This is a genomic window from Pseudomonas putida, from assembly GCF_026625125.1.
In the GTDB taxonomy this organism is placed as follows: domain Bacteria; phylum Pseudomonadota; class Gammaproteobacteria; order Pseudomonadales; family Pseudomonadaceae; genus Aquipseudomonas; species Aquipseudomonas putida_X.
Window position 1 is genome coordinate 2,056,258 of sequence record NZ_CP113097.1, and the last position, 24,690, is coordinate 2,080,947.

Genomic DNA, 24,690 nt, shown 5'->3' on the forward strand with positions numbered 1-24,690 from the left:
GGAGCTTGCACACAGATACAGCACCAAGATAGAGGCTTGCACACAGGTACAGCACCAATACAGAGGCTTGCACAGTTGACTGTGGGAGCCGGCTTGCCGGCGATGAGGCCGGTACAGGCAGCCTGAATCAGCCAGAACGATATCCATAACAAGTTCAAGAAAGGAGAAACACCATGGCCGAAGCAAAAGTACTCAGCGGCGCAGGCCTGCGTGGCCAGGTGGCCGGTCAGACCGCACTGTCGACCGTAGGCCAGGCCGGAGCCGGCCTGACTTACCGGGGCTATGATGTGCGCGACCTGGCAGCAGGCGCCGAATTCGAAGAAGTGGCGTACCTGCTGCTATACGGCGAGTTGCCCAGCGAAGCAGAACTTGCCGATTACAAACACAAGCTCAAGGGCCTGCGCGACCTGCCGCAGGCACTCAAAGAAGTGCTCGAGCGCATCCCGCGCGACGCCCACCCGATGGACGTCATGCGCACCGGCTGTTCGGTGCTGGGTACGCTGGAACCAGAGTTGACCTTCGACGCCCAGCAGGACAAGACCGATCGCCTGCTGGCACTGTTCCCGGCGGTGATGTGCTACTGGTACCGCTTCACCCACCATGGCGTACGTATCGATTGCACCAGCGATGAGGACACCCTTGGCGGCCATTTCCTGCACCTGTTGCACGGCAAGAAGCCGAGCGAGTTGCACGTCAAGGTAATGAACGTTTCGCTGATCCTGTATGCAGAGCACGAGTTCAACGCATCGACCTTCACCGCCCGGGTCTGCGCCTCGACCCTGTCGGACCTGTACTCCTGCGTGACGGCAGCCATCGGCTCACTGCGCGGCCCACTGCACGGCGGCGCCAACGAGGCGGCGATGGAGCTGATCGAGCGCTTCCAGAATCCCCAGGAAGCTACCGCAGAGTTGCTGCGCATGCTCGAGCGCAAGGACAAGATCATGGGCTTCGGCCATGCAATCTACAAAGAGTCCGACCCGCGCAACGAGGTGATCAAGGGGTGGTCGAAACAATTAGCCGATGCAGTCGGCGACAAGGTGCTGTTCCCGGTCTCCGAAGCCATCGACAAGACCATGTGGGAGCAGAAACGTCTGTTCCCCAACGCCGATTTCTACCATGCATCGGCGTACCACTTCATGGGCATCCCGACCAAGCTGTTCACCCCGATCTTTGTCTGCTCGCGCCTGACCGGCTGGGCTGCGCATGTGTTCGAACAGCGCGCCAACAACCGCATCATCCGCCCGAGCGCCGAGTATGTCGGTGTCGAGCAGCGCCCGTTCGTGCCGATCGAGCAGCGCTGAAACAGCAGGCCCTGTAGCCAACCTGTGGGAGCCGGCTTGCCGGCGATGAAGGCGCCGCCTGATCCGGCCCGATCGCCGGCAACCCTGCTCCCATGATGACTGCAGCGCCTGTGCGTGTATCCACGACCGTAACGTGACCGAGCCTGATAATTCTATGAACACCGCATACCGCAAAAACCTGCCAGGCACGGACCTGGACTATTTCGACGCCCGTGCCGCGGTCGAGGCCATCAAGCCGGGTGCCTACGACAACCTGCCTTACACCTCGCGGGTGCTCGCCGAAAACCTGGTGCGCCGCTGCGACCCTGCAAGCCTGAATGCCTCGCTCGGCCAGCTGATCGAACGCAAGCGCGATCTCGACTTCCCGTGGTTCCCGGCCCGCGTGGTGTGCCACGACATCCTCGGCCAGACCGCGCTGGTCGACCTCGCCGGCCTGCGCGACGCCATCGCCGAGAAGGGTGGCGACCCGGCGGCGGTCAACCCGGTCGTGCCGGTGCAACTGATCGTCGACCACTCGCTGGCCGTCGAGTGCGGTGGCTTCGACCCGCAGGCCTTTGACAAGAACCGCGCCATCGAAGACCGTCGCAACGAAGACCGCTTCCACTTCATCAACTGGACCAAGAAGGCGTTCAAGAACGTCGATGTGATCCAGCCCGGTAACGGCATCATGCACCAGATCAACCTGGAGAAAATGTCGCCGGTTGTCCACAGCGATGGCGGTGTGGCCTACCCGGACACTTGCGTGGGCACCGACAGCCATACCCCGCATGTCGACGCCCTGGGCGTGATCGCCATCGGCGTTGGCGGCCTTGAAGCTGAAAACGTCATGCTGGGCCGCGCCTCGTGGATGCGCCTGCCGGAAATCGTCGGCGTGGAGCTCAGCGGCACGCTGGCAGCCACTATCACCGCTACCGACCTGGTGCTGGCCTTGACCGAGTTCCTGCGCAAGCAGAAGGTGGTTGGCGCCTACCTCGAGTTCTACGGCGAAGGTGCACGCGCCCTGACGCTCGGCGACCGTGCGACCATCTCCAACATGGCGCCGGAATACGGTGCAACCGCTGCAATGTTCGCCATCGACCAGCAGACCATCGACTACCTGAAACTGACCGGCCGTGAAGATCAGCAGGTCAAGTTGGTGGAGACCTACGCCAAAGCCACGGGCTTGTGGGCTGACGCCCTAGCCAACGCCGAATACGAACGCGTGCTGAGCTTCGACCTGTCGAGCGTGGTGCGCAACATGGCCGGGCCGTCCAACCCGCATGCCCGGGTTGCCACCAGCGACCTGGCGGCCAAGGGAATCGCCGGTGCCTGGGACGAGGTGCCGGGGCAGATGCCTGACGGCGCAGTGATCATCGCTGCGATCACCAGCTGCACCAATACCAGCAACCCGCGCAACGTGATCGCCGCCGGCCTGCTGGCGCGCAATGCCAACAAGCTCGGCCTGACGCGCAAGCCGTGGGTCAAGTCGTCGCTCGCCCCAGGCTCCAAGGCCGTGCAGCTGTACCTGGAAGAAGCGGGGCTGGAGAAGGAGCTGGAGCAACTGGGCTTCGGTATCGTCGCCTTCGCCTGTACCACCTGCAACGGCATGTCCGGGGCGTTGGACCCGGTGATCCAGCAGGAAATCATCGACCGTGACCTCTATGCGACGGCGGTGCTCTCGGGCAACCGCAACTTCGATGGACGCATCCACCCGTACGCCAAGCAGGCATTTCTGGCCTCGCCGCCGCTGGTGGTGGCCTATGCCATTGCCGGCACCATTCGCTTCGACATCGAGAAAGATGTGCTGGGCGTGGTCGATGGTCAGGAAATCCGCCTCAAGGACATCTGGCCGAGCGACGAAGAGATCGACGCGGTGGTGCGCGCTGCGGTCAAGCCGGAGCAGTTCCGCAAGGTGTACATCCCGATGTTCGCTATCGAGCAAGACCGAGGGCCGAAAGTGGCGCCGCTTTACCAGTGGCGTCCGACGAGCACCTATATCCGCCGCCCGCCCTACTGGGAAGGCGCCTTGGCCGGTGGGCGCACGTTGCGCGGCATGCGTGCGTTGGCGGTGCTGCCGGACAACATCACCACCGATCACCTGTCACCTTCCAATGCCATCCTGCTCGACAGCGCGGCGGGTGAATACCTGGCCAAAATGGGCCTGCCGGAGGAGGACTTCAACTCCTACGCCACCCACCGCGGCGACCACCTGACGGCGCAGCGTGCCACCTTCGCCAACCCCAAGCTGTTCAACGAGATGGTGCGCAAGGCCGATGGCAGCGTGCAGCAGGGTTCGCTGGCGCGCCTGGAGCCGGAGGGCAAGGTGATTCGCATGTGGGAAGCCATCGAAACCTACATGCAGCGCAAGCAGCCGCTGATCATCGTCGCCGGTGCCGACTACGGCCAAGGCTCGTCCCGCGACTGGGCGGCCAAGGGTGTGCGGCTTGCCGGAGTCGAGGCGATCGTTGCCGAGGGCTTCGAGCGCATCCACCGCACCAACCTGGTGGGCATGGGCGTGTTGCCGCTCGAGTTCCTGCCGGGCACCGACCGCAAGACCCTGGGCCTGGATGGCAGCGAGATGTATGACGTGGCAGGTGAGCGCAAGCCGCGTGCAGCCTTGACGCTGGTGATAACGCGCAGCAATGGCGAACGGTTCGAGGTGCCGGTGACCTGCCGGCTCGATACCGCCGAAGAGGTGTCGATCTACGAGGCGGGCGGGGTGCTGCAGCGCTTCGCCCAGGACTTCCTCGAGGCGTCGGCCTGAGTAGTCGGCGCCTGTTCTGCAGCCCGTCGCCGGCAAGCCGGTGATGGGCTGCAGAACAGGCGCCAAGGGTTATTGCATATTCAGACAGGACAGCACAGCCATGGCACACGCACCGCAAATCAAGATCCCCGCCACCTACATCCGCGGCGGCACCAGCAAAGGCGTGTTCTTCCGCCTGCAGGACCTCCCTGAGCGAGCGCAAGCTCCAGGGCCGGCCCGTGACGCACTGCTGCTGCGGGTCATCGGCAGCCCTGACCCTTACGCCAAGCAGATCGATGGCATGGGCGGCGCTACCTCAAGCACCAGCAAAACCGTGATCCTGTCGCAAAGCACCCAGCCCGACCATGACGTCGACTACCTGTTCGGCCAGGTCGCCATCGACAAGGCCTTCGTCGACTGGAGCGGCAACTGCGGCAACCTGTCTGCTGCTGTCGGATCGTTCGCAATCAGCAGCGGCTTGGTCGAGCCGTCGCGCATCCCGCGCAATGGCGTGGCCACCGTGCGTATCTGGCAGGCCAATATCGGCAAGACCATCATCGCTCATGTACCGATCACCGAAGGCGAGGTGCAGGAAACGGGCGACTTCGAACTCGACGGCGTGACGTTCCCGGCCGCCGAGGTGCAACTGGAATTCCTTGATCCGGCGGCCGATGAGGGCGAGGGCGGCGGTGCGATGTTCCCTACCGGCAACTTGGTGGATGAACTGGAGGTGCCCGGTATCGGTACCTTCAAAGCCACCTTGATCAACGCCGGTATCCCGACCATTTTCCTCAATGCCGCCGACATCGGTTATGCCGGCACCGAACTGCAGGATGCGATCAACGGTGATGCGCAGGCGTTGGCGCGTTTCGAGGCGATCCGTGCCCATGGCGCCGTGCGCATGGGGCTGATCGAGCATGCCGATCAGGCGGCCGGGCGTCAGCACACGCCGAAGGTGGCTTTCGTTGCACCGCCAAGCACCTACACTGCCTCCAGTGGCAAGGCTGTCGAGGCGGCTGACATTGACCTGCTGGTGCGTGCACTTTCCATGGGCAAGTTGCACCACGCGATGATGGGTACTGCTGCGGTGGCCATCGGTACCGCTGCTGCCATTCCAGGTACGCTGGTCAACCTCGCTGCTGGCGGGGGCGAGCGCAGTGCCGTGCGCTTCGGCCATCCCTCCGGCACCTTGCGGGTCGGGGCTCAGGCCAGCCAGGTGGAGGGCGAGTGGGCGGTGACCAAGGCAATCATGAGTCGTAGTGCCCGTGTATTGATGGAAGGCTGGGTGAGGGTACCTGGCGACAGCTTCTGACGCACTTGGCGCTTGGCTTTGAATCAGCAAGGCCGCTACGCGGTCCAGCGCCGGCAAGCCGGTTCCTGCATCGACCTTGTGGGAGCCGCATTGCCGGCGCCGGGTGGCGTAGCAGCCCCAATCAAAGGAGCTGCAAATGAGCGCCAACGTAGACCTGAACGAGCGCCCTGACTATGACGGGGTGCTGCAAACCCTTGCCGATTACGTTCTTAGCTACCGCGTCGAGTCCTCCGAAGCGCTGGACACCGCACGCAACTGCCTGATGGACACCCTGGGCTGTGGCCTGTTGGCCCTGCGCTTTCCAGAGTGCACCAAGCACCTCGGCCCGCTGGTGGAGGGTACGGTGGTACCTAATGGCGCCCGGGTGCCGGGCACCAGTTACCGGCTCGACCCGGTCAAGGCCGCCTGGGATATCGGCTGCACCGTGCGCTGGCTGGATTACAACGATACCTGGCTTGCCGCCGAGTGGGCCCACCCTTCCGATAACCTCGGGGGGATCCTTGCGGTAGCTGATCACTTGTCGCAAAAACAGGTGGCCAGGGGTGAAAGCCCGCTGTTGATGCGCGAAGTGCTTGAGGCCATGGTCATGGCCCATGAGATTCAGGGTGTGCTGGCCCTGGAGAACGCCTTCAATCGCGTCGGGCTGGACCACGTGCTGCTGGTCAAGGTGGCGTCCACGGCCGTGTGCGCCAAGCTGATGGGTGCCAACCGTGAACAACTGCTCTCGGCCCTGTCTCATGCCTTCGTCGATGGGCAGGCGCTGCGCACCTACCGCCATGCACCCAATGCCGGCTCGCGCAAGTCGTGGGCTGCCGGCGATGCGTCCAGCCGGGGCGTGCGCCTGGCCGATATCGCGCTGCGTGGCGAGATGGGTGTGCCTGGTGTGCTGACTGCGCCGCAGTGGGGTTTTTACGACGTGTCGTTCAGCCACACCAACAAGGACCTGGCGCTCAAGCCTTCTGCCCAGCAGGCGCTCCGCGTACCGCAAGCGTTGGCCAGTTACGTAATGGAAAACGTGTTGTTCAAGGTCAGCTTCCCGGCCGAGTTCCACGCCCAGACCGCCTGTGAAGCGGCAGTCAGCCTGCATCCGCAAGTGCGTAACCGCCTGCACGAAGTCGACCGTATCGTCATCACCACCCAGGAATCGGCCATTCGCATCATCACCAAGGTCGGCCCGCTGGCCAATGCTGCCGATCGCGACCACTGCCTGCAGTACATGGTGGCGGTGCCGCTCATCTTCGGTCATCTGGTGGCCGAGCATTACGAGGATGCTTTCCACGCTGCGCATCCGAGCATCGATCGTCTACGGGAAAAGATGGAAGTGGTCGAGGACCCTCGTTTCAGCCGCGAATACCTGGAGCCGGACAAGCGCTCGATCGCCAATGGCTTGCAGGTGTTCTTCAAGGATGGCAGCAGTACCGAACAGGTAGTGGTGGAGTACCCGGTCGGGCACCGGCGCCGACGCGGGGAGGGCATCCCCTTGCTTGAGGCCAAGTTCAGGGACAACTTGGCGACGCGGTTTTCGCGTCAGCGTTGCCTGGAGATTTTCGCGCTGTGTGGCGATCAACAACGGCTGGAGGGCACGGCGGTCCACCGCTTTGTGGATTTGTTCGTGATCTGAGGCGAGCACGGGCAATAAAAAACCCGGCATGAATGCCGGGTTTTTTGTGGCTTACAGCTGATTAGGCTTGAACAACCGGGATCTTGGCGTTGGCCGCAGCTTCGCGGAACTCTGCGATCTGGTCGAAGCTCAGGTAGCGGTAAACGTCGGCAGCCATGCTGTCGATGTCTTTCGCGTACTGCATGTACTCCTCGACGGTCGGCAGTTTGCCGATGATCGATGCGACAGCAGCCAGCTCGGCCGATGCCAGGTAGACGTTGGTGGCGTCGCCCAGGCGGTTCGGGAAGTTACGGGTCGAAGTGGAGACCACGGTCGAACCGGTCTGCACACGTGCCTGGTTGCCCATGCACAGCGAGCAGCCTGGCATTTCCATGCGCGCACCGGCCTTGCCGTAGATGCCGTAGTAGCCTTCTTCGGTCAGCTGGTGAGCGTCCATCTTGGTCGGCGGAGCCAGCCACAGACGGGTCGGAATACCGCCCTTGACCTTCTCCAGCAGCTTACCGGCAGCGCGGAAGTGGCCAATGTTGGTCATGCACGAACCGATGAACACTTCGTCGATCTTCTCGCCCTGTACCGACGACAGCAGGCGGGCGTCGTCCGGGTCGTTCGGCGCGCAGAGCACAGGCTCCTTGACGTCGGCCAGGTCGATTTCGATGATTTCGGCGTATTCGGCATCGGCGTCAGCCGACAGCAGCTCAGGCTTGGCCAGCCAGGCTTCCATCGCCTGGGCGCGACGCTCCAGGGTGCGGGCATCGCCGTAGCCTTCGCCGATCATCCAGCGCAGCAGGGTGATGTTCGACTGCAGGTACTCGGCGATGGCCTTCTCTGGCAGCTTGATGGTGCAGCCGGCAGCGGAACGCTCGGCCGAGGCGTCGGACAGCTCGAACGCTTGCTCGACGGTCAGTTCGTCCAGGCCTTCGATTTCCAGGATGCGGCCGGAGAAGGCATTTTTCTTGCCTTTCTTCTCGACGGTCAGCAGGCCCTGCTGGATGGCGTAGTAAGGGATGGCGTGTACCAGGTCACGCAGGGTGATGCCTGGTTGCAGTTTGCCCTTGAAGCGCACCAGGATCGACTCTGGCATGTCCAGCGGCATGACGCCGGTGGCGGCGGCGAAAGCCACCAGGCCGGAACCGGCCGGGAACGAAATGCCGATCGGGAAGCGGGTGTGCGAGTCGCCACCGGTACCGACGGTGTCAGGCATCAGCATGCGGTTCAGCCAGCTATGGATGATGCCGTCGCCTGGGCGCAGCGACACGCCGCCACGGGTGCGGATGAAGTCTGGCAGGGTGTGGTGGGTGGTGACGTCGATCGGCTTCGGATAGGCCGCGGTGTGGCAGAACGACTGCATCACCAGGTCAGCGGAGAAGCCCAGGCACGCCAGGTCTTTCAGCTCGTCGCGGGTCATCGGGCCAGTGGTGTCCTGGGAGCCGACGGTGGTCATCTTCGGCTCGCAGTAAGCACCTGGGCGCACGCCCTGGCCTTCCGGCAGGCCGCACGCACGGCCGACCATTTTCTGGGCCAGGGTGAAGCCCTTGCCGGAATCGGCAGGCTGCTCTGGCTTCTTGAACAGGTCGGATGCACCCAGGCCCAACTCGGCACGGGCTTTTTCGGTCAGGCCACGGCCGACGATCAGCGGGATGCGGCCGCCAGCGCGGACTTCATCCAGCAGTACTTCGGTTTTCAGCTCGAAGCTGGTGACCAGCTCGTCGCTGTCGTGACGGCGTACTTCACCTTTGTAGGGGTAAACGTCGATGACGTCGCCCATGGCCAGGTTGGTGCAGTCGAATTCGATCGGCAGGGCGCCGGCGTCTTCCATGGTGTTGTAGAAGATCGGGGCGATCTTGGTGCCGAAGCAGAAGCCACCGGCGCGCTTGTTCGGTACGTACGGGATGTCGTCGCCGAAGAACCACAGCACCGAGTTGGTGGCGGATTTACGCGAAGAGCCGGTACCGACCACGTCACCGACGTAGGCGACCGGGAAACCCTTGGCCTTGACGGCTTCGATCTGCGCCAGCGGGCCGACCGAGCCAGGCTGCTGCGGCTCGATGCCGTCGCGGGCCATTTTCAGCATGGCCAGGGCGTGCAGCGGGATGTCAGGGCGCGACCAGGCGTCCGGGGCAGGGGACAGGTCGTCGGTGTTGGTTTCGCCGGGCACCTTGAACACGGTCAGGGTGTACTTGTCGGCGATGGCCGGACGCGAGGTGAACCACTCGCCGGCAGCCCAGGATTCCAGCACGGCCTTGGCGTGCGCATTGCCCGCCTTGGCTTTTTCGGCCACGTCGTGGAAGGCATCGAACATCAGCAGGGTGTGCTTGAGCTTTTCGGCCGCGACGGCGCCCAGTTCGGCGTCATCCAGCAGCGCGACCAGCGTTTCGATGTTGTAGCCACCTTGCATGGTGCCCAGCAGCTCGGTGGCGTGCTTGCGGTCGATCAGTGGCGAGGTGGCTTCACCCTTGGCCACGGCAGACAGGAAGGCAGCCTTGACGTAGGCAGCCTCGTCGACTCCTGGTGGAACGCGGTGGGTGATCAGGTCTACGAGGAAGGCTTCTTCGCCGGCCGGCGGGTTTTTCAGCAGCTCGACCAGGCCTGCAGTTTGTTCGGCGTTCAGCGGCTGGGGCACGATACCCAGGGCGGCACGCTCTTCGATGTGTTTGCGGTAGGCTTCAAGCACAGTTATTACCCTCATCAGTGGTCCCTAAAGGGAGTCCGGGACGCTCATCCAGCATTCTCTGCACCCATGCGCCATCACGGCTTCTTGGGCCGCATAGCCAGGGTCGCAGAGAATCCTTACAGAAGCTGCTTTCAAAGTTTTACGCCTGCAGAACGGGGGCTGATGAGGGCTGGCACGGGCATGCGGGGGGTGCATGGCCCGGGCCAACGCCGTTCTACCGGATCAACTGTGCTCGTGACGCTTTGAAAACAGCTTCCAACGGACATTGTTGCCTTGAAAAGGCGGGATGATTCTACGGCAAATTGTCGCAGAAGGTAAGGCGGCGAACGTGACTTTAACGAGTGACCCTGGTTAGACAAAGGGCTAACATGGGCCTGTGTTCCACCGCCAAGCCGTTGTTTTTCCATGCCCAACCAGTCCATCAAGACCCCTTGCGTCGGCCTTTGCTCCACGGTGTATGGAGACACGGTGTGCCGTGGCTGCAAGCGTTTCCATCACGAAGTCATCCACTGGAACGCGTACGACGACGACCAGAAGCGTGCCGTTTTGCTGCGCCTGGAGCAGTTGCTGGTACAGGTGATGATGGCCAAGCTGGAGGTGTTCGATGCCAACCTGCTGCGCCAGCAGCTGCAGCAGCGCGCCATACGCTTCGTCGAGCAGCAGTCCGAGTACTGCTGGGCGTATCAGCTGATTGCCCGCGGTGCCCGCCTGATTCGCGACCTGGAAGCGTACGGGATGGCGTTGCTGCCCGAGTTTCGTGACTGGGAGCTGCCGCAGTTGCGCGATGCCATCGATCGGGAATTCTTTTTGCTGTCCGAGGCGCATTACCAGCGCTACATCGCGCCTGGGTTCCTGCGTGCCGAACTGAGGTAAGCCTTCTACCTGCCCCATGCCTTGAAAGGGCGCCATTGTGCGTTTTTGACGAGCGTACGGAGTAGGGATGATGGCTGAGCTGTATTTTGAACCGCTGCTGTGTTTTACCGCGGCATGCCGCTGGCAATTGCTGGATGAACCGTTGCGGGCCGCCCAGTTTGACGATGATGGCATCACCCGGCCGTTCTGGACCGAATTCGATGACTGGAACGGTGACGATGGCTGGCTGATCACCAGCCTGGACTATGGCGAAGAAATCCTGCAATCGTTCCTGATTGACTCGTTATGGGGGCCCGAGGCTCGTCCGCGCGTGTTTTGTGACAGGTTCTGGTTCGGTGTCTACCGGCTTGCAACAGGCTTCGTCTATGAGATCCGCCTGGCGTATGAGGGCAGAAACGCCGACCTCTGGCCGTCACTGGACTGCTGGCTCGACGTCAGTCGCAACGGTTATCTTGGCTTTTACCCGGCCCGCTCGGCTGCCGGGGTGAGCACGGACGAGCCAGCCAACCTGGCGTTGCGAGACCCCTTCGGGACCTCCGTGGTGCTTCCCGTCGACCCGCCTGTAGACCTGGATACGGCACTGTACAAGTTGACCGCCGGGCGGCGAACGCCTCTATGGCACATCCCTGGCCTGGACCCGCAGCGGTTGCAGGAAGGGCAGTTGTTCTTGAACCTGAAGCTTTACAGCGCGGACGGTCGGCAAGTGAGGCGGCGGGTCGAGCGGGTTGCATACCTTAACAACCGTCAAGGCGAGCGTGGCCGGTTCAGCTTGCAGGTGTCGAACCCTTGCGTGCCGCCCCACCCCCGCCCGCTGGGTGCCAAGGATTGACCCCGTGCCGCTGTAGCGCGGCGCCAATCAATCGCCGCTGTATTCGCAGCCGCTGGTGCAGGTTTCATGAATACGCACCTTGGACAGCTCCGGCAGCAGCGGCTTGACCTGCTCCCAGATCCACTTGGCGATGACTTCGCTGGTGGGGTTTTCCAGGCCAGGAATGTCGTTGAGGTAGTTGTGGTCCAGCTGCTCGTAGATCGGCTTGAAGATCGCCTTGATCTCGGAAAAGTCGCGGATCCAGCCGGTGTGCGGGTCCAGCGGGCCGGTCAGGTGCAGGCCGACCTTGAACGAGTGGCCATGCAGGCGGCCGCATTTGTGCCCGGCAGGGACGTTGGGCAGGCGGTGGGCCGATTCGAAAGTAAATTCCTTGAAGATTTCCACGGTCAGAACTCTGTGTGTATCGAAGATGCGCGCAGTCTACCAGCATGGTCGCTACAAGGCTTGCAGGCGTTCGTGCAGGCGCCCGGTGGCAATCAGTTCCAGCAGTTCGTCTCCCAGCCGTTGGCTTTCTGCAATGGCCTGGTACCAGTAGCGTTTGCGGCTGGGGGCATCGCCCATGAAGCGCTTGAAGTCGTTGCGGTCGGGCAACTTGCCGAAGGGCAGTGCGGCCAGATACTGCGGTGACGGCGTCACCAACAGCACATTGCGCAGGCGTGTGGCATCGCCCTTGCGCCATGGCAGGGCTTTGTCGAACCAGCCCGGCACGACCTTGTCGGTGAAATGCGGGTAAAGCACCAGGTCGTCGCCGCGGTAAGGCAGGTCGAGGTGATAGTCGAGCAAGCCGCCGTCGCGATAGGTGCCCGCACCGGCGCCGGGGATGTCGCGCACACCTTCCATGACCATGGGAATCGAGCCGGACGCGAGCAGGGCATGGCGCAGGTTGCCCAGGCCCAGCGGCAGGTAGCGTGAGGGAAAGTCTGTGAGCGGATCCAGCGGCGGGGTGGTGCGCTCATCGTGCAGGATGACCCGTTCGAAATGCCGCGCCAGGCGGGAGCGCCCCAGCAGGTTGCTGGCGACCACCGAGCCCAGCCCCATCCCCAACCGGCCGCGATGGTCATGGGCAAGATGGCCGTGGCTCTTCACCACCAGGATGTTCAGGCGGTAGTGCGGTGATGCCAGGATCTGCCCATCACGCCCTTGCAGCAGGTCGTCGAGCATCTGCTGGCAGCTGCGGCTGATCTGGGCTGCGGTCACACCTTTGGCAAAGTCCTGCTCGGTATACAGCTCGCCGAGGCGGCGGATGCCTGCGACCGGGTCGTCAAGGCAGGCGCTGGCGAAACGCCAGGAGCCGATCGATGCGCCAATCAAGGCGCGCTGGCGAGGGGCCGATGGCAGCCACTCGCCGAACAGCGCCAGGTCCAAGCCTTGAATCCCCAGTGGCTTGGGCCCGCCAGCGGCGCCCGGCACCACGCCGACATCCGCTGCCTGCAGCCCGCGCTCGCGGATGCGCTGCAGGGCACGTTTGCCGGCCTTGAAGGTCAGAGCCGGGTACTTGATATGGATGGCGCTCATAGACTGCCTCGCAATTCACGGGCGGGCATTATAGGAAACGCATGGTCGATGCGCTGCGCTATCATGACGCCAGCTTTTTTCAGGTTGAGTTAAGGACCGGTGGATAATCTTAACCCCGTAGACAAATTGCACACCCTGATGGAGAGAATCTGATGAAAACTCTGACTGCCTTGTTCACTGTCGCTGCGCTTGCTTTCGGTGCCAACGTCGCCCTGGCCAAGGACGTCCAACCTGACGAAGTGGTCAAGCTGGTGAATGCCAAGACCATCAAATCGCTGGATGAGCTCAAGGCCGCTGCGGTTGCCAAGCACCCCGGCGCCACCGTCACCGATTCGGAGCTGGAAAACGAATACGGTCGCTACATCTACAAGGTCGAAATGCGTGACACCCAGAACGTCGAATGGGACGTCGACCTGGACGCCAAGACCGGTGAAGTGCTGAAGGACGAACAGGACCGCTGATGACCCACGTGACCCGCTCGGCGCGCTACCTGGCTCTCTCGCTGCTGGCGGTCTGTTCCTTGGCCGTTGCGCGCGACCTGGACCAGGATGAGGCCCTGCAGCTGCGTCGCAACGGCGTGATCCTTCCGCTCGAGCAACTGCTCGAGACCGCCCTGGGGCGTCACCCCGGGGCGCGGTTGCTGGAGGCGGAGCTGGAGGAAGACGATGATCGCTACGAATATGAAGTCGAGCTGCTGACCACCGAGGGTGTGGTGCGTGAGATCAAGCTCGATGCCAGCACCGGTGCCCTGCTCAAAGACGAGGAAGATGACTGAATGCGCCTGTTGCTTGTCGAGGACAATGTCCCCCTGGCGGATGAGCTGACCGCTGGCCTGCAGCGCCAAGGCTATGCCGTGGACTGGCTGGCCGACGGCCGCGACGCCGTGTACCAAGGCCAGAGCGAGCCTTACGACCTGATCATTCTGGACCTTGGCCTGCCGGGGTTGCCGGGCCTGGACGTGCTTTCGCAGTGGCGTGCCGCAGGTCTGGCCACGCCGGTGCTGATCCTGACCGCACGGGGCTCATGGGCCGAGCGCATCGAGGGCTTGAAGGCGGGGGCGGACGACTACCTGAGCAAGCCCTTCCACCCGGAGGAGCTGCAACTGCGCATTCAGGCGCTGGTGCGCCGGGCGCGGGGGCTTGCCAACCAGCCCCGGCTCGAAGCTGCCGGGCTGCACCTGGACGAAAGCCGCCAGTGCGTGAGCCGCGAAGGCGTTGATATCCAGCTCACCGCCGCTGAATTTCGCCTGTTGCGTTACTTCATGCTGCACCCGCAGCAGATCCTCTCCAAAAGCCATCTGGCCGAGCACCTGTACGACGGCGAGACCGAGCGTGACTCCAACGTGCTCGAAGTGCACGTCAATCATCTGCGCCGCAAGCTGGGCCGCAGCGTCATCGAAACCCGCCGCGGGCAAGGCTACATCTATGCCGGGAGCGCCGGGTGAAATCGATCCAGGCACGCTTGAGCCTGGGCCTGGTGGCCGTATTGGTAGTGGTCGGGGTGGTGCTTGCGCAGCTTACCTTGTGGCTGTTCGAGGCCGGTTTGCAGCGCTACCTGGAAAACGGCCTGCGCAAGGAAAGCGAGAACCTGCTGGTGGCGCTGGTGCGTGGGCCTTCGGGGTTGCAGCTGGATGAGCGGCGCATTTCCGCCGCCTATCAACGGCCGTTTTCCGGTTACTACTTTCGCATCGATTTCGACAAGGGCACCTGGCGCTCGCGCTCGCTGTGGGACCTGGACATGCCCAAACCAGCCGCGCCCGGGCTCTCCGACAGCCACGAACTGGGCCCGGAAGGCCAGCAGTTGCTTGCACTGCGTGCCGACTACCGGCGGCTAGGCCAGGACATCTCGATCAGCGTCGCTCAGGATTATTCGCCTGTGCGCGAAGGGTTCCGGCGCCTGCAGCAGATTGGCCTGGGCATGGGCCTGGTGGCGCTGATCCTGGTGCTGGTGCTGCAGCGCATCACTGTCACCCGCTCGTTGCGCCCGCTGGAGCGCGCGCGTCAGCAGATTGCCCAATTGCAGCAAGGCCAGCGCTCGCAACTCGACGCCCAGGTACCCAGCGAACTGGCCCCGCTGGTGGGCCAGATCAACCATTTGCTCAGCCATACCGAAGACAGCCTGCGCCGTTCGCGCAACGCCTTGGGTAACCTGGGCCATGCCTTGAAGACGCCATTGGCGGTGCTGCTGAGCCTGGCGTCCAGCGAGCGCCTGAATGACTTGCCCGAGGTGCGTGCGCAACTGCGCGAACAGCTAGAGCAGATTCAGCAGCGCCTGGCACGCGAGCTGAACCGGGCGCGCCTGGCTGGGGATGCGCTGCCTGGCGCCCAATTCGACTGCGATACCGAGCTTCCGGGGTTGCTCGCCACGCTGGGCATGATCCATGGCGAAGGCTTGCTGCTCGAACGCGATGTACCACCCGGGTTGCTGCTGCCTTGGGATCGGGAGGACTTCCTTGAACTGCTGGGCAACCTCTTGGATAACGCCTGCAAATGGGCAGACAGCGAAGTGCGCCTGGGCATTGCCCCGACGGGCGAAGGCTACCGGGTGTGGGTCGACGACGACGGCCCGGGCATACCTGAAAGCCAGCGCCTGCAGGTGCTGGAGCGCGGTTCGCGGCTGGATGAGCAAGTGGATGGCCATGGCCTTGGGCTGGGGATCGTGCGGGATATCGTCGATGCCTGGGGTGGGTCTTTGGCCTTGCAGCAGAGCCCTTTGGGCGGTCTGCGTGTGAGTATCGATCTGCCGCGCAAGGTCCGCTGAAACGCTTTGGCCCTGTCGCGGCAGCGGCACTGCAAAAAAACTGCAGTGCAGGCGCATTTTTTTGAATTGGCCCAAGCCCGGAGCTGCGCGGCACAATCGCCTGAAGAAACCCTGCGGTTTCCATCTCTCCACGGACGGAGCCCCCTAGGGCCCAGGCCAGTTCGGCTGGGCTTTCTTTTGATCAGCACCACGAACACGATTACTTGAATGACTGCCTTGCGTTCCGAAAGTCGTCTGCAGCGGTTGTTGCCGCCGCCCCTGAATATCCCTCCAAAACAATGGCTGCGTGCCGGCATCGGCGCGCTGCTCGGTTTGTTCCTCGCCGGCTGGTTGACCGGTATGGCCTATGGGCCCGGCATCGCCTTGCACCTACTGGGGCCACTGGCGGCCTCGGCCGTGCTGGTGTTCGCCGTGCATTCCGGGCCCTTGGCACAGCCTTGGCCGGTGCTGGGCAGCTACGCGCTGGCCGGCGCAGTGGGCCTTTTCATGCGCGAGGCGTTCGGCCCCCACCTGTGGGTCGCGGCGACGGCCTTGGGCCTCTCGCTTGTGCTGATGTGCCTGTTGCGCTGCCTGCACCCGCCGGGGGGCGGTGTTGCGGTGAGCGCAGTGCTGGCCGATTCAGGGCTGACGGCGCTGGGCGACCACCTGCTGGAGCCCGTGCTGCTCAACGCGCTGATTCTGGTGCTGGTGGCCGTGGTGTACAACCGTCTGACCGGGGTGCATTACCCCAAGGGCGCTGCGCCACGCAAGGACCAGCACCACACCCACGACCCGTTGCCCAGCGAGCGGGTCGGGGTCACGGGTGCGGACCTGGATCAGGCATTGGACGAGTTGGGGGCGTTCGTCGACGTCACCCGCGATGAACTGGAACGCATCATCCTGGCCACCGAGCAGCATGCCCTGCAGCGCAGCCTGGGCGGGATCACTGCAGCGTCGGTGATGTCCCGCGACGTGCAGTTCGCCGCACCCGATACCACCCTGGAGCAGGCCTGGAAGATGCTCGCCAGTCATCATCTGAAAACCCTGCCGGTGCTGCAGCAAGGCAAGCTGGTGGGTATCGTGAGCCTCAGCGATCTGCTCGGCCCAGCCATGCAACGTGGCCGGTTCAGCTGGCGGGGGCTTTTCGGGCGCAAGGCCGTGCGTATGGAGCAGGTGATGAGCCGGCAGGTCATCAGTGTCAGCAGCCAGGACCCCTTGGAACGTCTGTTACCCCTGCTGTGCGAACGAGGGCTGCACTGTCTGCCGGTGATCGATGGCGACCAGATGGTCGGTGTGATCACTCAGACCGACCTGATCGCGGGGCTCAAGCGCCAGTTGCTCAGCGCCGCTGGCAGCGTTTCAGATCAGCGGGTCCCAGCGTTGTGACCAATCGCTGGTGCCGGAGGCTACCAGCCGGCGCAGCAGCGCGAAGGCCTGTTGCAGTGCCTCGCTGTCGCACTTGCGTGGGTATACCAGGAAGGTTGGGTAGGTGAACTCCGGGGCTTGCGGCACCCGTTCGAATACCCCGCTGTCCAGATACGCCTGCACCACGCGGGTACGGAAATAGCCGCTGCCGCCTTTGTCGAGAATGAACTGCAGGGCCAGCGGCCCGAGGTTGAAGCTCAGCGCCGGTCGCGCGCAGTCGGGCAGGGCGGCGTCGTGCTGGCGGCGGAATGCCTCGCCCCAGTCGATGTAGATATACGGGTCGGGTTGCGCGACACGGCGTATGCGGATCAGCTTTTCTTCCATCAACTGTTCCACCTGCAGGCCCGGACCGTAGGTGGGCTGATAGACCAGCGCGGCGTCCAGCAGGCCCATCTCCACCTTGCGCAGCAAGGACTCACCGTCGCTGACCTCGCTGCGGATGGCGTGGCTGGGTAGCGCGCAGTGCAAGGCGCTGACCCAGTCGAGCAGCATCGGGTTGCCCAGGCTCACTTCTGCCCCTACGTGCAGCACTTGCTGGCAGCCTTCGGGCAGCGGCAGATCACGGCGCGCCGCTTCCCACGTCTGCACCAGCTGGTTGGCATAGCTGACGAAGGCTTCGCCATCACTGGTCAGGCTGGCGCCGTTGCGGCTGCGCACGAACAGCTGGCAGCCCAGTTGCTGCTCAAGGCGCTGCACCCGGGCGGTGATCGCGGTCTGTGACACGAACAGGCGCTCGGCGGCGGCGACGAGGCTGCCGCACCGTACGACTTCCAGAAAGGTTCGGGCCTGCTCGATATCCATGGGCTGCTCTGTGGCGGGGAGGGTGGCTTATTCTAGAGGCTTTGCACCGTTGTGGGGCGCTTTTGCCGGCGCTGCAAATCTGCATATGCGTTGTGACTTTAGTCCCATGGCAGCCGGGGCGTGGCGGTCCATACTCAAGGCTCGCCCTTCAATAACAACAAGTACCGGGTTGCCATCGACATGACCTACCAGCACGACTACGCCCATTCCATTGCCGACCCTGCTGCCTTCTGGGCCGAACAGGCCAAACAGCTGGCCTGGTATCGCCAGCCCACCCTGACCCTGCAGGAAAACCCCGACGGCACCCATCGCTGGTTCGCCGACGGTCGCCTGAACAGCTGCTACCTGGCCCTCGATCGGCAAATCGAGCTGGGCCGTGGCGAGCAGGCGGCGCTGATCTACGATTCCCCCGTGACCGGCGTGCAGCAGGTGTTCAGCTACAACCAGCTGCGTGACGAAGTAGCGCGCCTGGCCGGGTTGCTGCGCCAGTTAGGGGTTGGCAAAGGCGATGGGGTGATCATCTACATGCCGATGGTGCCGCAGGCGGCCATGGCCATGCTCGCCTGCGCGCGTATCGGTGCAGTGCACTCGGTGGTGTTCGGTGGCTTTGCAGCCAATGAGCTGGCCCTGCGTATCGATGATGCGCGGCCAAGCGTGTTGCTGACGGCGTCCTGCGGGCTGGAGTTCGACCGGGTGATCGAGTACAAGCCGCTGGTCGACCGCGCGCTGCAACTGGCTCACCACCAGCCGCGCCAGGTGCTGGTGCTGCAGCGGCCCCAGGTTCGCGCCCAGTTGCAGCCAGGGCGCGACCTTGACTGGCAGCAAGCGCTGATGAATGCCGAGCCTGTGCCTGCAGTCGAGCTGGCCGCGGCAGACCCGCTGTACATCATCTACACCTCGGGTACCACGGGCAAACCCAAGGGCATCGTGCGTGAGAACGGTGGCAACGCGGTAGCCCTGTGTTATGCCATGCGCCATATCTACGGCATGCAGGCGGGCGATGTGTGGTGGGGCATTTCCGATGTGGGCTGGGTGGTCGGCCATTCGCTGATCGTCTATGGCCCTCTGATGAGCGGCTGCACCACGGTGTTCTATGAAGGCAAGCCGATCCGCACCCCGGATGCTTCGGCCTATTGGCGTGTGGTCGAGCAGTATCGGGTCAATGCCCTGTTCTGTGCGCCCACCGCCATGCGGGCGATCCGCAAGGAGGACCCGGATGGCGAGTTGATCCGCCGACATGACCTGAGCTCGCTGCGCCAATTGTTCCTGGCCGGGGAAAAACTGGATTCAAGTACCCACCATTGGCTGGAGCGGGTGTCCGGCAAGCCGGTGCACGACCATTGGTGGCAGACCGAGACGGGCTGGCCAGTCACCGCGCCGTGCGTGGGGCTTGAGGGCAGCGCGGCGCGGCCGGGTTCGAGCAACCGCGCAGTGCCGGGCTATCACGTTCGTGTGCTGGATGACGCTGGGCACCTGCTGGGCCCCAACCATCAGGGCGCCATCGTCATCGCGCTGCCGCTGCCACCCGGTTGCAGCCAGACCTTGTGGGGCGATCATGAGCGCTACCTGCAGGCTTATCTGCAGACCTACCCGGGTTACTACCACACCGGTGATGGTGGCTACCTGGATGACGACGGGTTCGTCTACATCATGGGGCGAACCGATGATGTGATCAACGTCTCTGGCCATCGCCTCTCCACCGGCGAGATGGAGGACTTGGTGGCGTGCCACCCTGCGGTGGCCGAATGCGCGGTGATCGGTGTGCATGACCAGATCAAGGGCCAGGTGCCCTTGGCGCTGGTGGTGCTCAAGGACGGTGAGGGTATTGGCGAGGCGCAACTGTCGGTGGAGTTGGTGGGCAAGGTGCGTGAGCAGATCGGCGCGTTGGCGTGCTTCAATCAGGTGCGATTGGTGAAGCGGCTGCCCAAGACCCGCTCGGGCAAGATCCTGCGGGCGGTGTTGCGTAAGATTGCCGATGGCCAGGCGTATGTGCCGCCCTCGACACTGGATGATCCGGCGGTGCTCAGAGAGATCGAAGCGGTGCTGGCGGATCTGCCCAGGGCAGGCTGACCGTTGGCCTGGCCAACGGGCGAATGCGCGTGTTCAGCCGGGGAACGTCTGCGGGCCGACCTGATGCAACTGCCCCAGCCGGCTGCGGGTGCGCATCAGGTCGGCAACGTGGCCGCCCAGGCTCTCCTCCAGCGGCCGCTGCCCGATCACCGTCACCTGGCAGTCCTGATCGTACAGTACGTCCACCAGGTTGACGAAGCGCTGTTGCGCTGCCAATGAGCACTCCGAGAGGTCATCCAGCCCGTCGATGACCCAGGTATCGAACTGCTGGGCAAGCTGCAGATAATCGATCACCGCCGTGGGCTGCTCGCACAGGTCGTCAAAGGCGAACATCACCGTCCTGCCGTCACTGACGAGTGCACGAAGGTTGCGTTTGTTCACCTCCAGCGTGAGCGGTTGCGCGGCCGGCACTTTCAGCGCCTGGCGCTGGGTCGCATCGCCAGGCCATACATAGTGGCCTTGGGTAAAACGCTGGTGTTCACGGTTGGCCGGCAGGCTGCGAAAGTCGGTGTCACCGCCGACTTCAAGTACCTCCATACGGCCATTGATCAGGCGGATCACCGGCAGGAATCGCTCGTGGTACAGCGGATTGGGCAGCAGCCCCTCGGGTGCGTAGTTCGAGGTCACCAGCAGGAAGATGCCACGTGCGAACAAGGCATTGAACAGGCGGGTGAGCAGCATGGCATCACCGATGTCATGCACATGGAATTCGTCGAAACACAGTACCTGGCAGTCGCCCAGTAATTCGTCCAGCGTCGCGCCCAAGGCATCGTCGAGCAGCCTGTGACGGTGCATGCCCTGATGCAAGCGGGCAAAGAAATCATGAAAGTGCAGGCGTTTTTTTGCCTCGACCGGCACTGCCTGGAAGAAGCCGTCCAGCAGCCAGCTCTTGCCGCGGCCCACCGAGCCGTACAAGTACAGGCTGCGGGGTTCGCCCCCTGGCAAGCGGGCAAGCTGCGCGGCCATGGCATGGATGACCCGGCGCTGACCGTCGCTGAGCTGATAGCCACGGCTACGCGCCTTGTCTTCGAACCATGCGAGCAGTTCGCTCTGGTTGGAGGTGGCGGTGCGCAGGCGTTGGCCCAGTTGGCGCAGGGGGGAGGGGATCCAGGCAGACAAAAGCTAAGCTCCTTGGGCAAAGGAAGGTCAGCGCGCAGCTTGCCTGAGGTCAGCCTTTTAAACCAATAGAAAAAGTGCGGTGCTTTTATCAGTTGGCCGGATGACTCAAACCTTGCGCTCCAACTGGCGCTCGATCATGTATTTGATGGTCAGCCGGCGCTCCTTGAGCAGGCGCAGGTCGTCGTCCTGAAAGTTGCCGGCCGAGATCGCCTCAGCTGCAAGGACCTGATTGTCGATGTCGATGTATTCGTCGAGCAGACGGTCGAGGGTCTTGTCTTGCTGACGGCGTTGCTGAACGATTTCGCGGGGGTAGTGCAGGTCTTGATACAGGTCGTGGGAAACAGGCATGGCATCCTCCTTGGTCAATGCAAATTGCTTATCTGATTGGAAGGGCGGAATGCGATTGTGTTGAAGCGAGGCGGTATAAATGCGACGGATGGTCACTTTGGTACGTGTGAAAGGCCTGCAAAACACTAACCTGCTGTTTTAAAGCATTTTTTTTGCGAAAGGGGCTTCCCACGTCCAGAGAATGTTGTTAAAGTGCCGCGCATTCCAAGACAACAACCCAGTTGTCACTCAGTTGGAAAAGTCAGAGCAGCTAACGCTGCATCCGATACAGGGGCGTCGCCAAGCGGTAAGGCAGCAGGTTTTGATCCTGCCATGCGTTGGTTCGAATCCAGCCGCCCCTGCCATTTTCTCTTTGCAATACACCTTCTTGATTCAGTGCAGATGACCATCAGCGCTGGGTTTCGTCGTGTCTGGCGTGCGTAGAAGCCGGTCGCCAGGGTACTGGCGATGGCCTCTGCGCTTAAGCCCTACTGCCTGTTCACCCGCAGCAGTTCATCCAGCACGCGGGCCAGCTCCTCAGCCTGCACCGGCTTCTGCATCACCAGGCTGTCCGGCAACTCCAGGCCCTCCAGCTCGGCATACCCGGTCAGGAACACCACCGGCAAGCGCGGATGCCGTTCCCGTGCGGCCAACGCCAACTGGGCACCGTTGAATTCGGGCATGGCAAAGTCGGTCAGCAACAGGTCGATCTCGTCGTCCAGCTGGGCCAATGCCTGTTCGCCGCTGTGTGCCTGGCGTACCTGATAGCCGTATTGGCGCAACACATCGCCGAGCATGTCGCGCACCAGGTGGTCGTCATCCACCAGCAGCACCGTGCGGTCGCGGCCCGTGTCACTGACCGACTGCGATGCAGCCGGGACCACCGGGTCCACCGCCCGTTCATGCTTCACTGCAGGCAGGTAGACGGCAACCTGAGTGCCATGCCCTGGCGCGGTGTCGATGCGCACACCGCCACCCGACTGCTTGGCAAAGCCGAACACCTGTGCAAGCCCCAGGCCCGAGCCCTTGCCGATGTCCTTGGTGGTGAAGAACGGTTCGAACACCTTGGCCACCACCTCTTCGCTCATGCCGCAGCCGGTGTCGCGAATGCTCAGCATCACGTACTCACCCGGTTCCGGGTCTTCCGGCCGCTGCGGGCGGGCCTTGATCCGCGTATTACGGGTGGACAGCGTCAGTTGGCCGCCGTCGGGCATGGCGTCGCGAGCGTTGATCGCCAGGTTGAGGATGATCATTTCGGTCTGGGTCGGGTCGGTCAGCGCTTGCCACAGGCTGTGGTCCAGGTCCAGGCGCACAGAAATGCTCCCGCCCAAGGTGCGGCGCAGTAATTCCTCCAGGCCGCTCAACGTGCGGTTGAGGTTCAGAGGCACCGGTTCCAGACGCTGGCGACGGGAGAAGGCGAGCAACTGTGAGGTCAGCTTGGCGCCGCGTTCACCGGCCTCGCGGATATGGGTCAGGCGCTTGCGGGCTTTTTCCAGGTCACCTTTGTCCAGGTCACGCTCGAGGAAGCTCGAGCCGGTAAGGATGACGGTCAGCAGATTATTGAAGTCGTGGGCAACACCGGCAGTGAGCTGGCCAACCGCCTCCAGCCGTTGCATCTGCTGCAGCGCCGCTTCGATGCGCTCGCGCTCGGCGATCTGTTCGCGCAGGCGCTCGTTGGCGTCCGCCAGGCCTACGGCCGCTTCGCGCTCGCTGGTGATGTCGCGGGCCACCACATAGAGCAGGGTGTCCTCCGGCACCACCACCCATGACAGCCAGCGCAACTGACCGCCCGCATGCTGGATGCGGCCGACGAAGCGGGCGCTGGTGCGGCCATGGGAGAGGGCGGCCAGTTCGGTCAGCAGCGCTTCCTGGTCCGGTTCAGGCAGCAGATGCAATAACGAGGTCTGGCTCAGGCGCTCGCGGGAGAAGCCCAGGCTGGCCTCCCAGGCAGGGTTCAGGGCGACCGGCGTGAGGTCTTTGTTGAGCACTGCGAGCAGGTCCTGGGACAGTTCCCAGGCCCGGTCGCGCTCGCGGGTGCGCCGCTCCACACGTTCGCCGAGCATTTCGTTGAGTTGCTTGAGCGCCTGGGTGGCCAGGCGCTGTGCGTGGATGTCCTGCAGCACGCCCGAAAAGCGCGTGCAGCGGCCATCGACGAACTGGCTCTGGCCACTGCTGAGCAGCCAGCGCGGTTCCAGGCCGTTGGGTTGGGCAATGCGGAATTCAGCCCGGTAAAGCCCGTCGCTGTCCGGGCGCATGGCGTATTCCACCGCTTCACGTACGCGGGGCACGTCTTCGGGGTAGATGCCTGCATAGAAAACATCGAGGTTCATCTCGGTGTCCACCGGCAGACCGAACAGCGTCTTGCAGCGGGCATCCCACACCAAAAGCCCTTCCTGCGGACGGAAATCCCAGGTGCCCATGCCGGCGGCATCGATGGCGATCCGTGCACGTGCCTCCACATCCGCCAAGGCTTCCTCGGCACGGCGCCGCCGTTGGCGCTCCTGCACTTCGGTAAGCGCCCTGCGCACTGCCTTGGGCAGCATCGGCAGGTTCTTTTTCAGGACATAATCGGTGGCACCCAGGCGGATCATCTCCACCGCGTGCTCTTCACCGTAAATGCCCGAAAGGAAGATGAACGGTGTGTCCGGCGCCAGTCGCTGAGCGATGGCCAGGACGTCGGTGCCGGACGAGCCCGGCAGCACGCAGTCACACAGGATCAGGTCATAGCTGGCTTCGCCCAGGGCGTGCTCGGCGGCGACATGGTCGAACACCAGCTGCGATTGCAGCTGCAAGCCGCTGCGCTCGAGGCTCAGCAGGGTAAGCTCGGCATCCAGCGAGCTGTCTTCAACCATCAGTAATTTGAGCGGCGTTGGCAGCATCTTTGCGGTTGGCCTCAGTTGCTGCCACGCCGGTTAAGGCGCAGTGAGCCGGGTGGTGGTTCATTGAGTACGGCCCAGAACACCCCAAGGTCGGAAATCGCCGCAACGAACTCCTTGAACTCCACAGGTTTGACCACGTAGGCGTTCACCCCCAGCTCATAGGCACGCAGCAGGTCCGGCTCCTCCCGCGAGGACGTCAGCATCACCGTCGGGATGCTGCGCAGTTCGGGGGTGGCGCGTACTTCCCTGAGCACTTCCAGGCCATCGACCTTGGGCAGTTTCAGGTCCAGCAGCAACACCGCAGGGTTGCCGTCGGCGCGCTCGGCATAGGTGTTGCGGCGCAGCAGGTAGTCAAGGGCATCTGCGCCGTCGCGCAGCACGATGACCTCGTTGGCCAACTGGCTACGCTCCAGGGCCAGGAGCGTGAGTTCCAGGTCCCTGGGGTTGTCTTCTACCAGCAGGATAGGCTTGAGCATGATTGTACGG

Annotated in this window: 20 protein-coding genes and 1 tRNA gene; 13 read left to right on the top strand and 8 right to left on the bottom strand. The window is 63.3% G+C overall.

Going from position 1 to position 24,690, the window contains the following annotated elements:
• Nucleotides 1-173 precede the first annotated feature (173 nt).
• The 4 genes from prpC to prpD all read left to right on the top strand — a co-directional run bounded on the left by prpC (nucleotide 174) and on the right by prpD (nucleotide 6,956).
• On the top strand, nucleotides 174-1,301 hold the full coding sequence (prpC, locus tag OSW16_RS09405) for a bifunctional 2-methylcitrate synthase/citrate synthase (RefSeq protein ID WP_267822525.1): 1,128 nt from the start codon (nucleotides 174-176) through the stop codon (nucleotides 1,299-1,301).
• 154 nt (nucleotides 1,302-1,455) lie between these two features.
• Nucleotides 1,456-4,044 (top strand): Fe/S-dependent 2-methylisocitrate dehydratase AcnD, encoded by a 2,589-nt coding sequence (gene acnD, locus OSW16_RS09410; RefSeq protein ID WP_267822526.1) that lies wholly within the window; start codon nucleotides 1,456-1,458, stop codon nucleotides 4,042-4,044.
• A gap of 100 nt (nucleotides 4,045-4,144) precedes the next feature.
• Nucleotides 4,145-5,335 (top strand): 2-methylaconitate cis-trans isomerase PrpF, encoded by a 1,191-nt coding sequence (prpF, locus tag OSW16_RS09415; protein WP_267822527.1) that lies wholly within the window; start codon nucleotides 4,145-4,147, stop codon nucleotides 5,333-5,335.
• 136 nt (nucleotides 5,336-5,471) lie between these two features.
• Nucleotides 5,472-6,956: a 2-methylcitrate dehydratase gene (gene prpD / locus OSW16_RS09420; protein WP_267822528.1), complete on the top strand. Its 1,485-nt coding sequence runs from the start codon at nucleotides 5,472-5,474 to the stop codon at nucleotides 6,954-6,956.
• 61 nt (nucleotides 6,957-7,017) lie between these two features.
• On the opposite strand, the gene acnB is transcribed toward prpD, so the two are convergent.
• Entirely contained in the window at nucleotides 7,018-9,627 is a 2,610-nt protein-coding gene (acnB, locus tag OSW16_RS09425; RefSeq protein ID WP_241803405.1) for a bifunctional aconitate hydratase 2/2-methylisocitrate dehydratase, read from the bottom strand.
• A gap of 405 nt (nucleotides 9,628-10,032) precedes the next feature.
• Between acnB and OSW16_RS09430 the strand changes: the two genes are divergently transcribed.
• Nucleotides 10,033-10,500, top strand: a complete 468-nt coding sequence (locus OSW16_RS09430) for a DUF1289 domain-containing protein (RefSeq protein ID WP_241803263.1) — start codon at nucleotides 10,033-10,035, stop codon at nucleotides 10,498-10,500.
• 70 nt (nucleotides 10,501-10,570) lie between these two features.
• On the top strand, nucleotides 10,571-11,329 hold the full coding sequence (locus OSW16_RS09435) for a hypothetical protein (protein WP_267822529.1): 759 nt from the start codon (nucleotides 10,571-10,573) through the stop codon (nucleotides 11,327-11,329).
• Nucleotides 11,330-11,356: 27 nt separating this feature from the next.
• Here OSW16_RS09435 and queD read toward each other — a convergent pair whose 3' ends face one another.
• Together queD and OSW16_RS09445 are read right to left on the bottom strand one after the other, a co-directional pair.
• Entirely contained in the window at nucleotides 11,357-11,713 is a 357-nt protein-coding gene (queD, locus tag OSW16_RS09440; RefSeq protein ID WP_012313684.1) for a 6-carboxytetrahydropterin synthase QueD, read from the bottom strand.
• A 51-nt stretch (nucleotides 11,714-11,764) separates the two neighbouring features.
• On the bottom strand, nucleotides 11,765-12,844 hold the full coding sequence (locus OSW16_RS09445; RefSeq protein WP_267822531.1) for a patatin-like phospholipase family protein: 1,080 nt from the start codon (nucleotides 12,842-12,844) through the stop codon (nucleotides 11,765-11,767).
• Nucleotides 12,845-12,996: 152 nt separating this feature from the next.
• On the opposite strand from OSW16_RS09445, the gene OSW16_RS09450 reads away from it, so the two are divergent.
• From OSW16_RS09450 to OSW16_RS09470, 5 genes are all read left to right on the top strand, one after another.
• Complete coding sequence (locus tag OSW16_RS09450; protein ID WP_267822533.1) at nucleotides 12,997-13,305, top strand: PepSY domain-containing protein; 309 nt, start codon at nucleotides 12,997-12,999, stop codon at nucleotides 13,303-13,305.
• Nucleotides 13,305-13,619 (top strand): PepSY domain-containing protein, encoded by a 315-nt coding sequence (locus tag OSW16_RS09455; protein ID WP_267822535.1) that lies wholly within the window; start codon nucleotides 13,305-13,307, stop codon nucleotides 13,617-13,619. The genes OSW16_RS09450 and OSW16_RS09455 overlap by 1 nt, the downstream gene beginning before the upstream one ends.
• Entirely contained in the window at nucleotides 13,620-14,288 is a 669-nt protein-coding gene (locus OSW16_RS09460; protein WP_241803268.1) for a response regulator transcription factor, read from the top strand.
• On the top strand, nucleotides 14,285-15,604 hold the full coding sequence (locus OSW16_RS09465; protein WP_267822537.1) for a sensor histidine kinase: 1,320 nt from the start codon (nucleotides 14,285-14,287) through the stop codon (nucleotides 15,602-15,604). Before OSW16_RS09460 ends, OSW16_RS09465 begins: the two co-directional genes overlap by 4 nt.
• Before the next feature lie 207 nt (nucleotides 15,605-15,811).
• On the top strand, nucleotides 15,812-16,969 hold the full coding sequence (locus OSW16_RS09470) for an HPP family protein (protein ID WP_267822539.1): 1,158 nt from the start codon (nucleotides 15,812-15,814) through the stop codon (nucleotides 16,967-16,969).
• On the opposite strand, the gene OSW16_RS09475 is transcribed toward OSW16_RS09470, so the two are convergent.
• Nucleotides 16,943-17,809 carry a LysR family transcriptional regulator gene (locus tag OSW16_RS09475; protein ID WP_267822541.1) on the bottom strand — a complete coding sequence of 289 codons (867 nt, stop codon included), beginning with the start codon at nucleotides 17,807-17,809 and terminating at the stop codon, nucleotides 16,943-16,945. The two genes, OSW16_RS09470 and OSW16_RS09475, sit on opposite strands and share 27 nt — an antisense overlap.
• Nucleotides 17,810-17,989: 180 nt before the next feature.
• Between OSW16_RS09475 and OSW16_RS09480 the strand changes: the two genes are divergently transcribed.
• Entirely contained in the window at nucleotides 17,990-19,879 is a 1,890-nt protein-coding gene (locus OSW16_RS09480) for a propionyl-CoA synthetase (RefSeq protein WP_267823929.1), read from the top strand.
• 33 nt (nucleotides 19,880-19,912) lie between these two features.
• Here OSW16_RS09480 and zapE read toward each other — a convergent pair whose 3' ends face one another.
• The gene (zapE, locus tag OSW16_RS09485; RefSeq protein WP_267822543.1) at nucleotides 19,913-20,998 is read right to left on the bottom strand and encodes a cell division protein ZapE; all 1,086 of its coding nucleotides are present in this window, start codon (nucleotides 20,996-20,998) and stop codon (nucleotides 19,913-19,915) included.
• A gap of 105 nt (nucleotides 20,999-21,103) precedes the next feature.
• Nucleotides 21,104-21,346, bottom strand: a complete 243-nt coding sequence (locus OSW16_RS09490; RefSeq protein WP_267822545.1) for a hypothetical protein — start codon at nucleotides 21,344-21,346, stop codon at nucleotides 21,104-21,106.
• A 269-nt stretch (nucleotides 21,347-21,615) separates the two neighbouring features.
• On the opposite strand from OSW16_RS09490, the gene OSW16_RS09495 reads away from it, so the two are divergent.
• Nucleotides 21,616-21,690 (top strand) — tRNA-Gln (locus OSW16_RS09495).
• 123 nt (nucleotides 21,691-21,813) lie between these two features.
• Here the strand turns inward: OSW16_RS09495 and OSW16_RS09500 are convergent.
• Together OSW16_RS09500 and OSW16_RS09505 are read right to left on the bottom strand one after the other, a co-directional pair.
• Nucleotides 21,814-24,204, bottom strand: coding sequence for a hybrid sensor histidine kinase/response regulator (locus tag OSW16_RS09500; protein WP_267822548.1), 2,391 nt, complete (start codon nucleotides 24,202-24,204; stop codon nucleotides 21,814-21,816).
• A gap of 14 nt (nucleotides 24,205-24,218) precedes the next feature.
• Nucleotides 24,219-24,680: a response regulator gene (locus OSW16_RS09505; protein WP_012313696.1), complete on the bottom strand. Its 462-nt coding sequence runs from the start codon at nucleotides 24,678-24,680 to the stop codon at nucleotides 24,219-24,221.
• Nucleotides 24,681-24,690: the final 10 nt, after the last annotated feature.

What these genes read in the sequence shown, in the direction of transcription:
- prpC (WP_267822525.1), top strand. Translation starts at nt 174, where the DNA reads ATGGCCGAAGCAAAAGTACTCAGCGGCGCAGGCCTGCGTGGCCAGGTG.
- acnD (WP_267822526.1), top strand. Translation starts at nt 1,456, where the DNA reads ATGAACACCGCATACCGCAAAAACCTGCCAGGCACGGACCTGGACTAT.
- prpF (WP_267822527.1), top strand. Translation starts at nt 4,145, where the DNA reads ATGGCACACGCACCGCAAATCAAGATCCCCGCCACCTACATCCGCGGC.
- prpD (WP_267822528.1), top strand. Translation starts at nt 5,472, where the DNA reads ATGAGCGCCAACGTAGACCTGAACGAGCGCCCTGACTATGACGGGGTG.
- OSW16_RS09430 (WP_241803263.1), top strand. Translation starts at nt 10,033, where the DNA reads ATGCCCAACCAGTCCATCAAGACCCCTTGCGTCGGCCTTTGCTCCACG.
- OSW16_RS09435 (WP_267822529.1), top strand. Translation starts at nt 10,571, where the DNA reads ATGGCTGAGCTGTATTTTGAACCGCTGCTGTGTTTTACCGCGGCATGC.
- OSW16_RS09445 (WP_267822531.1), bottom strand. Translation starts at nt 12,844, where the DNA reads ATGAGCGCCATCCATATCAAGTACCCGGCTCTGACCTTCAAGGCCGGC.
- OSW16_RS09450 (WP_267822533.1), top strand. Translation starts at nt 12,997, where the DNA reads ATGAAAACTCTGACTGCCTTGTTCACTGTCGCTGCGCTTGCTTTCGGT.
- OSW16_RS09455 (WP_267822535.1), top strand. Translation starts at nt 13,305, where the DNA reads ATGACCCACGTGACCCGCTCGGCGCGCTACCTGGCTCTCTCGCTGCTG.
- OSW16_RS09460 (WP_241803268.1), top strand. Translation starts at nt 13,620, where the DNA reads ATGCGCCTGTTGCTTGTCGAGGACAATGTCCCCCTGGCGGATGAGCTG.
- OSW16_RS09470 (WP_267822539.1), top strand. Translation starts at nt 15,812, where the DNA reads ATGACTGCCTTGCGTTCCGAAAGTCGTCTGCAGCGGTTGTTGCCGCCG.
- OSW16_RS09475 (WP_267822541.1), bottom strand. Translation starts at nt 17,809, where the DNA reads ATGGATATCGAGCAGGCCCGAACCTTTCTGGAAGTCGTACGGTGCGGC.
- OSW16_RS09480 (WP_267823929.1), top strand. Translation starts at nt 17,990, where the DNA reads ATGACCTACCAGCACGACTACGCCCATTCCATTGCCGACCCTGCTGCC.
- OSW16_RS09490 (WP_267822545.1), bottom strand. Translation starts at nt 21,346, where the DNA reads ATGCCTGTTTCCCACGACCTGTATCAAGACCTGCACTACCCCCGCGAA.
- OSW16_RS09500 (WP_267822548.1), bottom strand. Translation starts at nt 24,204, where the DNA reads ATGCTGCCAACGCCGCTCAAATTACTGATGGTTGAAGACAGCTCGCTG.
- OSW16_RS09505 (WP_012313696.1), bottom strand. Translation starts at nt 24,680, where the DNA reads ATGCTCAAGCCTATCCTGCTGGTAGAAGACAACCCCAGGGACCTGGAA.